Source organism: Streptomyces sp. NPDC001728, assembly GCF_040297565.1.
GTDB lineage: Bacteria > Actinomycetota > Actinomycetes > Streptomycetales > Streptomycetaceae > Streptomyces.
Genome location: NZ_JBEOZK010000039.1, coordinates 9,269 through 23,204, shown reverse-complemented (window position 1 = coordinate 23,204; position 13,936 = coordinate 9,269). Strand labels below are relative to the sequence as shown.

The window sequence follows — 13,936 nt, the reverse complement described above, 5'->3', positions numbered from 1 at the left end:
CCGTCCGACCAGTCGACGTGGTCCGTCGGGTGCTCCGCGTGCAGGGTTCGGGGCAGCACCCCGTTCCGCATCGCCATCACCATCTTGATGACACCCGCGACACCGGCCGCTGCCTGCGTGTGGCCGATGTTGGACTTCAACGAGCCCATCCACAGCGGGTGTTCGGCGTCACGTCCCATACCGTAGGTGTTGATGAGCGCCTGTGCCTCGATCGGGTCGCCCAGGCGGGTTCCGGTGCCGTGGGCCTCCACCGCGTCGACCTGGTCGGCAGTCAGACGGCCGTTGGCGAGGGCCTGTCGGATGACGGACTCCTGCGCGAGGCCGTTGGGCGCGGTGAGGCCGTTGCTCGCGCCGTCCTGGTTCGCGGCCGTGCCGCGGATCACCGCGAGCACCGGGTGGCCGTTGCGGCGGGCGTCCGAGAGACGCTCCAGGACGAGCAGCGCGGAGCCTTCGCCGAAGCCGGTGCCGTCCGCGCCGGACGCGAAGGCCTTGCAGCGGCCGTCGGCCGCGAGCCCGCGCTGCCGGCTGAACTCGGTGAGCAGCACCGGGGACGCCATGACCGTCGCGCCACCGGCCAGGGCGAGCGAGCACTCTCCCTGCCGCAGCGATTGGGTGGCGAGATGCAGCGCGACCAGCGAGGCCGAGCAGGCCGTGTCGATGGTGAGCGCGGGGCCTTCGAGGCCGAGGGTGTAGGCGATCCGGCCGGAGGCCACGCTCGTCGTGTTGGTGACGAGGTAGCCCTCCAGCTCGGGACGGATCTCCTCGGGGCGCGCGTAGTCCTGGGCGATGGCGCCGACGAACACTCCGGTGTCGCTGCCGCGCAGGCTGTCGGGGGAGATCCCGGAGCGCTCCAGGGCCTCCCAGGCGGTCTCCAGAAGCACCCGCTGCTGCGGCTCCATCGCCTCGGCCTCGCGCGGGCTGATGCCGAAGAACCCGGCGTCGAAGAGGCCCGCGTCGTGCAGGAAGCCGCCCTTGGCCACATATGTGGTTGCCTGGGCGTCGGCCCCCGGGTCCGGCGCGTGCAGCCGGTCGAGGTCCCAGCCCCGGCCCTCGGGGAAGTCCGTGATGGCGTCGCCGCCGGCGGCGAGCAGCCGCCACAGGTCCTCGGGGCTGCGTACATCGGCCGGGAAGCGGCAGCCGATGCCGACGATCGCGATCGGCTCGTGCGCCGCGGCCTCGACGTCGGTCAGCCTCCGCCGGGTCTGCCGCAGGTCGGTCGTCACCCGCTTGAGGTAGTCCCGGAGTTTCGCTTCGTTGGCCATGAACCCATCCCTCGCAATGCCAGACGGTCGTCCGGGCAACGTCGCCGACGCGGCTTGCGGGCTGCTTAGCGTGACCTAAAGCCTTCGCCGAGCCGGGGCGTTCACGTCTTGACCGGCGCGGATGTCCCGTACGGCGCCTAAGGCCTTCTTTAGGAAGCCGTCAGCGGGGCGTCAGCCGGGCGGCCGAAAGTGGCGGTATGGAAGCCTCGGAAATCCACATCCTGTCGGTGGGCACCGCTCTGCCCGGTGACCCCCTGGAGAACGCGGACCTGGCCCGGCACTTCGGGATGGCCCCGATCTGGGTGGAGTGGGTCGACGCCTTCGTCGGAACCCGTGCCCGGCATCTGTCGGTGGACCTGGCGAGCGGCAGGCTCCGCTCCACACTCGCCGATCTGGCCACCGAGGCCGGTGCCCGTGCCCTGGCGGACGCCGGTCTCGGACCCGGCGACATCGACCTGGTCGTCCTCGGCACCGCCACGCCCGACCAGCTGATGCCCGCGACCGTCAACATCGTCGCGGACCGGCTCGGGATCGACGGTGTGCCGACCTACCAGCTGCAGTCAGGCTGCGCGGGCGCCTTCCAGGCCCTCGACGTCGCCGGCCAGATGCTGCGGGGCGGCGGGCACCGTACGGCCCTGGTGATCGGCGGTGAGCTGTGCTCACGGCACTACGACCCGAGTGTCGACCTCGCGAAGCTCGACTCGGGCGAGCTGGTCAACTTCGTGCTGTTCGGCGACGGCGCCGGCGCGGCCGTGCTGACCGCGGAGCCGACCGAGGGCGCTCCGGTGATCCGCCGGGTTCTCAACCGGCTGACCGGGCGGGGCCGCGAGCCCGGCCAGATCGTGGAGTGGACCGGCGCCCTCGACCGGGCCGACGCGGACCGCGCGCACATCAAGGAGGACTACAAGGCGATCGAGGAGTCCGTCCCGGTGATGTCCCGGGAGATCGCCGAGGAACTGCTCGGCGATCTGGGCTGGGCGGTCACGGACGTGGACTACCTGCTGCCGCCCCAGCTGTCGGGACGGATGACACGGCGGATCGTCGAGGGCCTGGACATGCCGCTCGCGGAGGAGATCACCCTCGTCGACACCATCGCCAACACGGGCAACGCCATGCCGTTCTTCCAACTGGAGGAGCTTCTGCCGCAGTTGGCGCCGGGTGACCGGGTCCTCGGTATCTCCGTGGAGTCCAGCAAGTGGCTGAAGGCGGGTTTCGCCCTCGAACTGGCCTGACCGCCGCACCCGGCCCGACCGGCCGCATCCCCCGTACACGAGAAGCGCCCGCGGTGACCGCGGGCGCTTCTTCCGTCTCCTCACCCGGCTCAGCGCGGCGCGCCGAACCAGTTCTTCAGGGCCGTCTCCAGCGAGCCCGAGCCCTCGGCCCATACGACGTGTCCGTCCGGGCGCAGCAGTACGGAGCCGGTCGCGTCGACCGAGGGCGCGACGCCCACCCGGTCGGCCCAGGCCGCCGCCGTACGGGCGTACGCCCCGGTTTCGCCGTCCCCGCCGCCCTCTCCGCCTTCGCCGATGAGCAGCAGGCCGCGGCCGTCGTGGAGCAGGGGCGCCGCGCCGGGGACACGGCCACCGAGCTCGGGGTCGGGGGCGGTGGAGCCCGAGGTGCCGTCGGCGCCCAGGCGGTAGCGCACGTCCACGCCGGTCACCAGCTCCACCAGGTACTGGTTGACGTCGTCGAAGCGGGCGAGGTCCGCGAAGAGCGAGCGGGCCCCGGCGGTACGGGCCGCCGGGTGCATCAAGGCCAGCTGGGCGTCGAGCGCGAGCCGGGCCCGCTCGCCTTCCGGGCGACGCTCGGCGTGGTACGTGTCGAGCAGGCCGGGCGGCGCCCAGCCGGCCAGGTCCGCGGCGAGCTTCCAGCCGAGGTTGACGGCGTCCTGCAGGCAGGTGCTCAGGCGCAGCCCGCCCAGCGGGTAGAAGGAGTGGGCCGCGTCGCCGGCGAGGAACACCCGGCCGGACCGGTAGCGTTCGGCGTTGCCGCTGTGACTGGTGAACCGGCGGGCCCACAGCACCTCGCGGGCCGGCAGCGGCTGCCCGGTGAGATGCTCGACCTCGCCCTGGAGCTCCTCCGCGGCGACCGGGCCCGACGGGGTGGGCGGCGTGGTGCCGAACACGGTGGTGATCACCCGGAGCACTCCGGGTCCGGCGGGTGCGCCGGAGTACACCCCGCCGGCGGGCAGGTAGTGGGCGCCCAGGTGGTGGACGGCGAGCTCGGAGAAGTCGGCCGCCACATCGCCGACGATGCCCGACACGGTCCAGCCGCTGCCCGGGAGGTCGATTCCCGCGAGCCGGCGCACGGTGCTTCCGGCGCCGTCGGCCGCGACCACGTACGAGCCGCGGAGCGTCGAATCGCCCGCGGAGGTGCGTAGCTTCAGCGTCACGTGTCCGGGGGACTGGCGGAGTTCCGTCACCTCGTGGCCGCGACGGATGTCCACGCCGAGTTCGCGGGCCCGCCGCTCAAGGACCTCGGTCAGCCGGGGCTGGGGCACGAGGAGTCCGGCGCCCACCTCGGGCCGGTCGGCGGCGAGCTGCTCGGGGTGCAGCCACAGCAGGGAGAAGTGCGCGCCGGGCAGCGGGAGTCCGGACGCGCGCAGCTCGTCCGCCAGGCCTCGCTGTTCGAGGAGCGCGATGACGCCCGCGTTGACGGCCTGGCCGGGGGCGTGCGGATCGGCTGTGGCGCGGCGGTCGAGGACGACGACGGGCGCGCCGTTCAGGCCCAGCTCGCAGGCGAGCATCAGTCCGGTGGGGCCGGCGCCCACGACGATCACGGGGTCGGTCACGGGGTCATCCCTTCCGCAGGAGCGGGATCACGGGCGCGAAGTCGTACAGGTGGGCGGAGAGGACCATGAACGACGTGAGGCCGTAGCGGTCGTGCCCGCGCCGGACCTGCTCGGCGATCTCCTCGTGGGTGCCGATGAACAGCGTCGGTAGGTCAAGAAGTTGATCGGTCGTCAGATGAGGCGCGAGGGCCGGGCGCAGCGCCTCGGCGGCGGCCCTCCGGTCGTCGGTGACGACGACCTTCTTGACTCCCACGTTCAGTTCGGGGGAGCGGCCGAGTTCGGCGGCGCGCCGCCGGACGGTGGCCACCTGGGCGGCGAGCTCCTCGGGGCCGAGGAGCACCAGATCGCTGCCCGGGGGCAGCGCGGCGCCGATGAAGACGACCGTGTCGGCCCGGCGCGCGGCGAGTTCGAGCTCTTCCGGTTCACCGACGCCGATCATCAGCCGCGGCCTCGGGGTGCTCAGCGGGCGGGGCAGTTGCTCGGGGTCCGTCAGCAGCCGGTCAAGGACGTCCACGGTCACGGCGAGCCGGTCGCGCTTGTCCTGAGGGGTGAGCGCGGCCGTCGCGGCGCTGCCGGTCCAGCCCGCGTGCAGACCCACGCTGAGCCGCCCGCCGGTCAGCCGGTCGGTGCCGGCGATCTCCCGGGCCAGTACCTCGGGGTCCCACAGCGACGCGTTGGTGAGGTAGGTGGCGACCTGGAGCCGACTGGTGGCCGCGGCAGCGGCCACCAGGGAAGGGAACGGGGCCGCCAGGCCGAGGTGGTCGGTGGTCGCGAGGGTGTCGTAGCCCAGCCGCTCGGCCTCCCGCGCGCGTTCGGGCCAGTCGGCCTCGGGGGAGATCTCGTTGACCCCGAAGCGGAACTCCGTACCAGGTCCGCCGCTCATGCGTCGCCTCCTGTCGTGGCTGTCGTGGCTGTCGTGGCTGTCGTGGCTGTCGTGCGTGTCGTGACCGAGGTGATCGTCGTGCCTGTCCTGTCAACCGGCGTGTCCGGTGCGTCCGGTGTGCGGCCGAGCGCCCCCGCCAGCCGCTCGCGGGCCCGGATCGCCGTCAGGCCCAGGCCGAGGAACCGGCGCTGGGGCCCGAAACCGCCCAGGGCCTCCAGAGCGGAACGCAGGCTCCACAGCCGGGACTCGGCGACATGGGACGGCGAGCCGTGCACGTCGTCGTGGACAAGCAGCCGCAGTTCGCGCACATGCTTCTCGAGGAGAAGCCGGTCGCCGGGCGGGATGATCTCGTCGCGCGCGCTCACCGTGTACGCCAAGGGCACCTGGATCGCCGCGAGTTCGTCCGCAGTCAGCGCCAGGTCCGCGAGCCCGGGCAGCACGGTGTCCGGGGCGAGGCCGGTGAGGTGGGCCAGCGTGTCGACGGTGACCCGGGGCACCCGGGGCCGCCATCCGGCGTCCGTGAAGAAGTCGCCGATCGGCGCGCCCGCCGTCACCACGCCCTGGATCCGCTTGTCGTGGAGGGCCGCCCGCAGCGCCATGTGGCCACTGAAGCTCATCATCACGGCGACGGTCCGGTCGGTGTCCGCGCGGTCCGCGAGGGCGTCGAGGATCTCGGAGACCATCTGGTGGCTCTCCGCCCCGTACCGCTGCTCGTTCTCGCCGACGCCCGGCATCTCGACGGCGACGACGGCCAGGCCCAGCCGTCCCGCCCTGGCGAGGATCGGACCGAACTGCTCCTTCACGCTGACGATGCCGCCGCTGAGCAGCAGCACGGGCGCGCGCTCGCCGCCGCGCGGGGCGAGCCCGGCCGCCCAGCAGCGCACCCGGCCGCCGGAGAGTTCGAGGTCGACCCGCTGGATCCCCGAGGAATCGCCGAGCCGCCAGCGGTCGAAGGAGGCGACGGTCCGCGCCTGCGCGTCGGCGCGCGCCGGGCCGTCGACGTAGGGGAAGCGGGCGATGTTGAAGTGCCGTCCGGCCTCCACCTCCCGCCCCTGCCGCTCCAGTTCGACGCCGGCCTCGGTCCATTCCCGGGCCCAGGAACCGGCCTCGCCGTCCTCGTCGTGCCGGATCCGCCCGAGGATCCGGGACAGCCGCCCGCCCGGGATGCCCAGGATGCGGCCGTGCACCTCCACGAACCGCTTCAGCTCCGTGACGTCGTTCATCGCAGCGCCTCCTCGGCCGAGAAGCCCTCCAGCGTCTCCTTGACCTCGGTGAGGACGTCCGCCGCCTCCGCGCCGTCGATCACACGGTGGTCGAAGGTGAGGTTCAGCCGCATCACGGGCGCGCTCGTCACCTGGCCGTCCCGCACCACGGGGCGCTGCGCGATCCGGCCCACGCCGAAGGTGAGGGTCGTGCCGCCCACCGAGTGGAAGCCGTCGACCGACCGGTGGCCCAGGGACGACACCGAGAAGGTGCCGAAGAAGCGCGGGTGGGCGAGGAGCGGGCGCACCGCACGGCGGTAGGCGGCGCGCGCGAGCAGCGACGGCAGCCGGTGCAGCAGCAGCATCGAGGCGAACTCCGGCATGGTCTCCGGGTCGCCGTCCCGGAAGCGCTCCAGCTCGTGCTGGATGCCCTTCAGATCGGTCCTGTCCAGGTCCGGCAGGACCGTGGAGACCACGACCCGCCGGCCGCCGACCCGCTTGTCGAGGGCGACCTTCCCGGCGACCTCGCCGTAACGGGCGACCTTCGGGCGCAGCCGGCCGCGGATCGCGGCGTTCGCCTCCGGGTGGGCCGCGATCACCCGGGCCGCGGAGTGGAGCACATAGGTGACCACGGACAGCCGGCTGTCGCCGCGGTGGGCCTCGCGGTGCGCGAGTACCCCGGACATGTCCACCTCCGTGTCGAGGTGGACCGGCGCGAAGGGCCGTAACTCGTCGAGGAAGAAGAGCGTGTGTCGCCGCTCCCGGGCGATGGCTGCGATCTGCATCCCGCCAATCTCCGCAGCCCGGCTAAAGCACCCTTTAAGCGCGCCCTAAACCCGACTTCCGGCCGCTTTCGCGGGCGCCACCCCACAGTCGCCCTTTAGAGCGGCGCAAGACACCGATTCCAGTCTTGCCCCCCAGCCCGAATGTCGCCGCTCGCAGGAGATCGCGTATGTCACGCCCCAGCGCCGTGGGCCTCACCACCGGAAACGCGCCGTTGCCCGACTTCCCGCAGCTGCGCACCTGCCCGTACCAGCCGCCGCCCGGCTACCGCGATCTGCGGCTGACCGAGGGGCCCGTGGTGCGCGCCCGGCTGTACGACGGCCGTCCCACCTGGGTGGTGCTCGGCCATGCCGTCGCCCGTGAGCTGCTCATCGACCCGCGGTTGTCCTCCGACTGGGGGCGGCCGGACTTTCCGTCGCCGAGCCCCCGCCGCAAGGCCATCCAGAAGGCGACGATGCTCATCGGGATGGACCCGCCGGAGCACTCCGCGTACCGCCGCCGGGTCATCCCCTCCTTCTCCGTGCGCCGCACCCGCGAGCTCGGCGAGTCGATCCACCGGCGCGCCGGTGAACTCGTCGACGCCCTCCTCGCACAGGGCCCGCCCGCGGAGATCCTGCGCGGTCTCGCGCTGCCGCTCTCCTCGCACACCATCTGCGCGATCCTCGGCGTGCCCTACGAGGACCACGCCTACTTCGAGGAACAGTCGGCGATGCTCGTCTCGTCCCAGGTGTCCGAGGAGGACGCGACCGGGGCGCTGATGAACCTGCGCGACTACCTGACCTCCCTGGTGGACCGCAAGGAGAAGGAGAAGGAGTCGGAGCCGGGCGAGGGCCTGCTCGACACCCTGGTGCACAAGGACCTCGCCGACGGTTCGCTGTCCCGCGACGAGGTGATCGGGCTCGGCATCATCCTGCTGATGGCCGGTCACGAGACCACCGCCAGCATGATCACGCTCAGCACGTTCACGCTGCTGCAGGACCCGAGCCAGCTGGAGGCCTTCCGCAACGACCCGGACGGCGCCGGTCTGGCCGTCGAGGAACTGCTCCGTTACCTCTCCATCGGAGACGTGGCCATGCGGATCGCCGCCGAGGACATGACCGTCGGCGACGCCCACATCAAGGCCGGCGACAGCGTCATGCTGTCCGCCGCCGAGATCAACCGCGACCCGGAGGCCTTCGAGGACCCCGACGTACTGGACCTCGGCCGCGGCGCCCGACACCACCTCGCCTTCGGCTACGGGGTGCACCAGTGCGTCGGCCAGAACCTGGCCCGCGCCCAGATGCAGAGCGCGCTCACCCTGCTCTTCTCCCGCATACCGGGGCTGCGGCTCGCCGTTCCCGCCGAAGAGGTGGAGATCAAGCCCGCGCAGAGCGGTGTGCAGGGCATCTACGAACTCCCCGTGGCGTGGTGAGGCCGGTGCGCATCGTCGCCGACTCCGGCCGCTGCATCGGCGCGGGCCAGTGCGTCCTGACCGCACCCGAGCTCTTCGACCAGGACGAGGACGGTCTCGTCGTCCTGCTGGCCGGCTCCGTCGCCACCGAGGCGGACGCGAAGCTCGCCCGGTCGGCCGAGCACCTGTGCCCGGCCGCGGCACTCCGGGTCACCTCAGGCGCCGACGACGCCGAGGGGCAGCCGGGCGCATGAGGACCCGTACGCATCGCGCCCTCGTCCGCCGGGCCCTGGTGGCGGCGCTGGCCCTGGCCTGCGTCGCCACCGGGTGCGGCACCGGGACCGGCCGGGCGGACGGCCGGGACGGCCGGATCGTGTACGCCGTCGACACCCAGCCCGACTGCCTGGACCCGCAGATCAGCCCGTACGACGTGACGGCGGCCCTGGGCCGCGGCGTCTTCGACTCGCTGGTCGCCATGGACGCCCGGGGCCGTGTCCGGCCCTGGCTCGCCACCTCCTGGCAGATCTCCGGCGACGGGCGGACGTACACCTTCCACCTGCGCGACGGCGTCCGCTTCCACGACGGCACCGCCTTCGACGCGACCGCCGTCAAGGCCACCCTCGACCACACCGTCGCGCCCGAGACCAAGTCGCAGTACGCGGCCGGGCTCATCTCCATGTACGAGAACGCGACCGTCGTCGACGCCCGCACCGTACGGATCCGGCTCTCCCGCCCGTACACGCCGCTCCTCCAGGTGCTGTCCACCGCCACCTTCGGCATCCAGTCGCCCACCGCGCTCCGCGCGAACCGTGGCCGGACGTGCCTCGAGCCCGTCGGCAGCGGCCCGTTCGTCTTCGCCGGCTGGACCCGCAACCGGCGGATCGACCTGGACCGCAACCCGCACTACGCCTGGGGCCCGCCGGACGCCGCCAACCGCGGCCCGGCGCATGTCGCCGGCGTCACCGTCGAGTTCATCCCGGAGGCCGCCTCGCGCTTCGGCGCCCTCAGCTCGGGCCAGGTCGACCTGGCCTCCGCCGTACCGCCCAGCCATGTCGGCAGACTCCGGCAGGCCCACGGCTTCCGGCTGATGCGGGCCACCCAGCCCGGCGCGCCGTACACCCTCATGCTCAACATCAACCGGGCGCCGCTCGACGACCCGCGCGTGCGCCGCGCCCTGCAGCGCTCCGTGCGCTTCGACGCGCTGGTGAAGGCGCTGTACTCGGGCGCGTACGAGCGCTCCTGGAGCGCCCTGACCCCCGCCACCGGCGACTACGCCCGGGCGACCGAGGGCGGGTGGCCGTACGACCCCGAGGAGGCGGCCCGGCTCCTCGACGCGGCCGGGTGGACCGGGCGCGACGACGAGGGCTACCGCACCAGGAAAGGCGTCCGCCTCACCGTGCGGTGGCCCTACATGAACAGCCTGATGCGCGACCAGCGGGCGCTGCTCGGCCAGGGCATCCAGGCCGAGGCCAAGCGGGCCGGCATCGAGCTCCGGTTCACCGCCCTCGAACCCGGCGCCTACCTCCAGAAGGCGGGGGGCCGCGACGCCGACATCCTCGCCTTCAGCTGGAACCGCGCCGAACCCGACATCCTGCGGACCTTCTTCGACTCCGCGCAGACCGGCGACAAGGGCGGCGTCAACGCCTTCGGAGTCGCCGACCCGCTGCTCGACGGCTGGCTCCGCGAGGCCTCCGCCACCCGCGACCCCGCCCGCCGCGCGGCCCTGTACGAGAAGGCGCAGACACGCGTGAACGACCAGGCCTACGCCCTGCCCGTGTACGCCCCCGCCACCCTCCTCGGGGTCGCGGACCGGGTGCGCGGTGTGACCTTCGACGTCCAGGCGTACCCCCGCTTCCACGACGCCCGGCTGGAGGACTGACCGTGCCGCCCCTGCGCTGGTTCGCGCGCCGGCTGCTGCTGGCCGCCCTGGTCGTGTTCGGCGCGGCCAACGCCGTCTTCTTCGCCTTCCGCCTGCTGCCCGGAGACCCGGTGCGCAGCGTGCTCGGCAACACCAACCCCACGCCCGAACTCGTGGCACGGGTACGGCACGACCTCGCCCTCGACGAACCGCTCGCGGTGCAGTACGGGCGGTTCATGCGCGGGCTGCTCACCGGCGACCTCGGCGAGTCCTTCCAGCTCCAGCAGCCGGTCGGCGAGGTGATCGGAGGTCAGCTGTGGCCCACCGTCCAGCTCGCCGTCGCGGCCCTGCTGCTCGCGCTGCTCGTCTCGGTGACCCTCGCCGTGCTCACCGCCCACCGGCCGGGGGTCCGGCGGATCGCCTCCTCCCTCGAACTCGTCGCCGTCTCCACCCCGGCCTTCTGGACCGGCCTGCTCCTGCTGGCCCTGCTGTCCTTCCGGCTCCGCTGGTTCCCGGCGATGGGCGGCAGCGGCGCCGCCGCCCTGGTGCTCCCGGCGGTCACCCTCGCGGCCGGACTCGTCGGCGCCTTCACCCAGGTGCTGCGGGAGGAACTGGAACGGGCCCTGGAACAGCCCTTCGTGCTCACCGCGCGCGCCCGGGGCGGCGGCGAGACCGCGATCCGGCTCCGGCACGCGCTGCGGCACGGACTGATCCCGCTGATCACCCTGTCCGGCTGGGCGGTGGGCGCGCTGTTCGGCGGCGCGGTCGTGGTGGAGACCGTCTTCAGCCGCCAGGGCCTCGGCCAGATCACGGCCGCCGCCGTGGCCGGCCGCGACCTGCCGGTGGTGACCGGCGTGGTGCTGGTCTCCGCCGTCGCCTTCGCCCTGATCAACCTCGCGGTGGACGTGCTCTACCGGCTCGTGGACCCGCGCATCGACGAGAGGAGCATCGGATGACCGCGTCAGCCTCGGCCTCCGCGTCCGCCTCGGCCTCCGAGCTGGGTGCCTCGGCCGGCGCCGACGGGACGACCGCCGACACCCCCGGCGACGCCGCCCCCGCGCTCCCGCGCCGCGCCCCGCACCGGTTCCGTCCGGGTGCGGTGCTCGCCGCGGCGGTGCTGCTGGCCGTAGCCGTCGCCGCCGTGGCGCCGGATCTGCTCGCGCCCCGGCAGCCGGACCTCATCGACCCGGTCGACGCGCTCGCGGGGCCCGGGTCCGGGCACTGGCTGGGCACCGACCAGCTGGGACGCGACGTGTTCAGCCGGATCGTGCACGGGGCCCGTACCTCGCTGGTCATCGGCTTCGGCGCGACCGCCCTCGCCGTCGTGGCGGGCTCGCTGCTCGGCGTGTTCGCCGCGACCGCGGGCCGGGCCGTCGACCAGGTCCTGATGCGCGCCACCGACATCCTGATGGCCTTCCCCGGGCTGATGCTGTCACTGGTGGTCGTCGCCGTCCTCGGCCCCGGCACCGGCAACGCCACCCTGGCCATCGGCGCCTCGCTGCTGCCCGGCTTCGTCCGGCTCGCCCGCGGCCAGGCGCTCGCCATCCGCGACAGCGACTACGTGCAGGCGGCCCTCGTGATGGGCCGCAGCCGGGCGTCGATCCTCTTCCGGCACCTGCTGCCCAACGCCCTGCCGCCGCTGCTCGTCCTGGCCACGGTCAACGTGGGCAGCGCCGTCATCGCCGGGTCGACGCTCAGCTTCCTCGGCCTCGGCCCGCAACCGCCCTCACCCGAGTGGGGCGCGATGCTCGCCGAGGGCCGCGACCACCTGGACACCGCGTGGGCGGCGGCCGTCTTCCCCGGCCTGGCCATCACCGTCACCGTCGTCTCCGTGACGGTCGTCGGCCGGGCCCTGCAGCACCGCTTCGACCGGAGGGACGGCCGTGAACAATGACACCACCCGCGCGGAGCGGGCACTCGTCCTCGTGGAGGACCTGCGGATCTCCTTCGGCCGCGGCCGTGACCGCACCGAGGTCGTGCACGGAGTGGACCTCTCCCTGCGGGCCGGCGAATGTCTGGCCCTGGTCGGCGAATCGGGCTCCGGCAAGACCCTCACCGGCCGCACCCTCGCCGGACTCACCGGGCCCGGCGCCACCGTGACCGCCCGCACCCTCGAATTCGACGGCCGGGACCTGACCGCCCTCGACGAACGCGCGTGGCGCCGGCTGCGCGGCGCCGAGACCGGCCTGGTGCTCCAGGACGCGCTGGTCTCCCTCGACCCGCTGCGCCGGGTCGGCGCCGAGATCGAGGAGTCGCTCGCCAACCACGGCATCGGCACCCGCCGCGACCGGCCGGGCCGGGCCGTCGAGCTGCTGCGCGAGGTCGCCGTGCCCGAACCCGAGCGGCGGGCCCGGCAGTTCCCGCACCAGCTGTCGGGCGGGCAGCGGCAGCGGGCGCTGATCGCCTCCGCCCTCGCCGCGGGACCCCGCGTCCTGATCGCAGACGAGCCGACCACCGCGCTCGACATGACCGTGCAGGCGCAGATCCTCGACCTGCTCGCCGCCCGCCGGGACGCGGGCACCGCCGTGCTGCTGATCAGCCACGACCTGGCGGCGGTCGCCCGGCTCGCCGACCGGATCGCGGTGATGCGGGCCGGCCGGATCGTGGAGAGCGGGCCCGCCGCGAAGGTCCTCGCCGCGCCCGCCCATCCGTACACCCGGCGTCTCCTCGACGCCGTCCCGGACGCCCGTGCCGCCCGCCGGCGGAGCGCCGGAAGCCCCGGCGCCGGTACGGAGGTGCTGCGCGCCGAGGGCCTGGTGAAGCGTTACGACGGGCCCGGCGGCGCCATGACCGCGCTCGACGGCGTGTCCTGCGTGCTGCACGCGGGCGAGACGCTCGGCGTCCTCGGCGAGTCCGGCTCCGGAAAGTCCACGCTGGCCCGGATCGTGCTCGGGCTCAGCGAGCCGGACCGGGGGACGGTGACCCTGCTCGGCCGGCCCTGGTCCGGTACGGGCGAACGCTCACGGGCCGCCCTGCGCGGCCGGATCCAGCTGGTGCAGCAGGATCCGCTGTCCTCCTTCGACCCGCGCTGGACGGTGGAGCGGATCGTGGCCGAGGCGCTCGGCGCGGGCGGCCGGCGGGCCGCCCGCCGCCACCGGGAGCGGGTCGTCGAACTCCTGGGCCTGGTCGGGTTGGAACCCGAGCTGCTCGACCGCGGTCCGCGCGGGCTGTCCGGCGGGCAGCGGCAGCGGGTGGCCATCGCCCGCGCGCTCGCGCCGGAACCGGACGTGCTGGTCTGCGACGAGCCGGTCTCCGCGCTCGACGCCTCCGTGCAGGCGCAGGTGCTCGGCGTGTTCGACCGGATCCGTGAACGGCTCGGCGTGGCCCTGCTGTTCATCTCGCACGACCTCGGCGTCGTGCGCCACGTCAGCGACCGCGTCGCGGTGATGCGGGCGGGCCGCGTCGTCGAGACTGGCCCGGCCGAACAGGTCTTCACCCGCCCGGAACACCCCTGGACCCGGGAGCTCCTCGGCGCGGCGACCCCTGTCGTTCCGTCGGCCCGGCAGGATGCCGGGAGCCGGGCGTGACGACCGGAGTGACCGGCGGCACGACCGCCGTGACCGGCGTGACGACCGGTGTGCCCGCCGTGACCGCTGGTGTGACGACCGGCGTGCCCGGCCTCACGACCGGAGCGACCAGCCCGGCTGCCGGTGTGGCGACCGATGCGCCGGGCGTGACGACCGGTGTGCCCGCCGTGACCGCTGGTGTGACGACCGGCGTGCCCGGCCTCACGACCGGAGCGACCAGCCCGGCTGCCGGTGTGGCGA

At 73.7% G+C, this 13,936-nt stretch carries 12 protein-coding genes and 1 pseudogene; 8 read left to right on the top strand and 5 right to left on the bottom strand.

The window, feature by feature from the left end:
* On the bottom strand, positions 1-1,262 hold a 1,262-nt coding region (locus ABT154_RS33575), incomplete at its 3' end, for a beta-ketoacyl synthase N-terminal-like domain-containing protein (RefSeq protein WP_351862129.1).
* A gap of 197 nt (positions 1,263-1,459) precedes the next feature.
* On the opposite strand from ABT154_RS33575, the gene ABT154_RS33570 reads away from it, so the two are divergent.
* The gene (locus ABT154_RS33570) at positions 1,460-2,494 is read left to right on the top strand and encodes a 3-oxoacyl-ACP synthase III family protein (RefSeq protein WP_351862127.1); all 1,035 of its coding nucleotides are present in this window, start codon (positions 1,460-1,462) and stop codon (positions 2,492-2,494) included.
* An 89-nt stretch (positions 2,495-2,583) separates the two neighbouring features.
* Here the strand turns inward: ABT154_RS33570 and ABT154_RS33565 are convergent, their stop codons facing one another.
* The 4 genes from ABT154_RS33565 to ABT154_RS33550 are packed head-to-tail and all read right to left on the bottom strand — an operon-like array spanning position 2,584 to position 6,923.
* On the bottom strand, positions 2,584-4,053 hold the full coding sequence (locus tag ABT154_RS33565; protein ID WP_351862125.1) for an FAD-dependent monooxygenase: 1,470 nt from the start codon (positions 4,051-4,053) through the stop codon (positions 2,584-2,586).
* 4 nt (positions 4,054-4,057) lie between these two features.
* Positions 4,058-4,936 carry a TIGR03621 family F420-dependent LLM class oxidoreductase gene (locus tag ABT154_RS33560; protein ID WP_351862123.1) on the bottom strand — a complete coding sequence of 293 codons (879 nt, stop codon included), beginning with the start codon at positions 4,934-4,936 and terminating at the stop codon, positions 4,058-4,060.
* Positions 4,933-6,159: an alpha/beta hydrolase gene (locus ABT154_RS33555; protein ID WP_351862121.1), complete on the bottom strand. Its 1,227-nt coding sequence runs from the start codon at positions 6,157-6,159 to the stop codon at positions 4,933-4,935. The genes ABT154_RS33560 and ABT154_RS33555 overlap by 4 nt, the downstream gene beginning before the upstream one ends.
* Positions 6,156-6,923, bottom strand: a complete 768-nt coding sequence (locus ABT154_RS33550; RefSeq protein ID WP_351862119.1) for a 2-oxo acid dehydrogenase subunit E2 — start codon at positions 6,921-6,923, stop codon at positions 6,156-6,158. The genes ABT154_RS33555 and ABT154_RS33550 overlap by 4 nt, the downstream gene beginning before the upstream one ends.
* 167 nt (positions 6,924-7,090) lie before the next feature.
* Here ABT154_RS33550 and ABT154_RS33545 point away from each other — a divergent pair, with 167 nt between their 5' ends.
* From ABT154_RS33545 to ABT154_RS33515, 7 genes and pseudogenes are all read left to right on the top strand, one after another.
* Complete coding sequence (locus tag ABT154_RS33545) at positions 7,091-8,332, top strand: cytochrome P450 (protein WP_351862117.1); 1,242 nt, start codon at positions 7,091-7,093, stop codon at positions 8,330-8,332.
* Positions 8,333-8,337: 5 nt separating this feature from the next.
* Positions 8,338-8,565 carry a ferredoxin gene (locus ABT154_RS33540; RefSeq protein ID WP_351862115.1) on the top strand — a complete coding sequence of 76 codons (228 nt, stop codon included), beginning with the start codon at positions 8,338-8,340 and terminating at the stop codon, positions 8,563-8,565.
* On the top strand, positions 8,562-10,190 hold the full coding sequence (locus tag ABT154_RS33535) for an ABC transporter substrate-binding protein (RefSeq protein WP_351862113.1): 1,629 nt from the start codon (positions 8,562-8,564) through the stop codon (positions 10,188-10,190). Before ABT154_RS33540 ends, ABT154_RS33535 begins: the two co-directional genes overlap by 4 nt.
* Positions 10,191-10,192: 2 nt before the next feature.
* Entirely contained in the window at positions 10,193-11,125 is a 933-nt protein-coding gene (locus tag ABT154_RS33530) for an ABC transporter permease (RefSeq protein ID WP_351862111.1), read from the top strand.
* A complete protein-coding gene (locus ABT154_RS33525) occupies positions 11,122-12,063 on the top strand; it encodes an ABC transporter permease (RefSeq protein WP_351862109.1) in 942 nt (313 codons plus the stop codon). Before ABT154_RS33530 ends, ABT154_RS33525 begins: the two co-directional genes overlap by 4 nt.
* Complete coding sequence (locus ABT154_RS33520; RefSeq protein WP_351862107.1) at positions 12,053-13,696, top strand: dipeptide ABC transporter ATP-binding protein; 1,644 nt, start codon at positions 12,053-12,055, stop codon at positions 13,694-13,696. Before ABT154_RS33525 ends, ABT154_RS33520 begins: the two co-directional genes overlap by 11 nt.
* Positions 13,693-13,936, top strand: a pseudogene (locus ABT154_RS33515) (hypothetical protein); the annotation flags it as partial. The gene ABT154_RS33520 and the pseudogene ABT154_RS33515, both read left to right, overlap by 4 nt.

Coding starts and splice junctions, on each gene's coding strand:
- ABT154_RS33570 (WP_351862127.1), top strand. CDS start 1,460: ATGGAAGCCTCGGAAATCCACATCCTGTCGGTGGGCACCGCTCTGCCC.
- ABT154_RS33560 (WP_351862123.1), bottom strand. CDS start 4,936: ATGAGCGGCGGACCTGGTACGGAGTTCCGCTTCGGGGTCAACGAGATC.
- ABT154_RS33535 (WP_351862113.1), top strand. CDS start 8,562: ATGAGGACCCGTACGCATCGCGCCCTCGTCCGCCGGGCCCTGGTGGCG.
- ABT154_RS33550 (WP_351862119.1), bottom strand. CDS start 6,923: ATGCAGATCGCAGCCATCGCCCGGGAGCGGCGACACACGCTCTTCTTC.
- ABT154_RS33545 (WP_351862117.1), top strand. CDS start 7,091: ATGTCACGCCCCAGCGCCGTGGGCCTCACCACCGGAAACGCGCCGTTG.
- ABT154_RS33525 (WP_351862109.1), top strand. CDS start 11,122: ATGACCGCGTCAGCCTCGGCCTCCGCGTCCGCCTCGGCCTCCGAGCTG.
- ABT154_RS33555 (WP_351862121.1), bottom strand. CDS start 6,159: ATGAACGACGTCACGGAGCTGAAGCGGTTCGTGGAGGTGCACGGCCGC.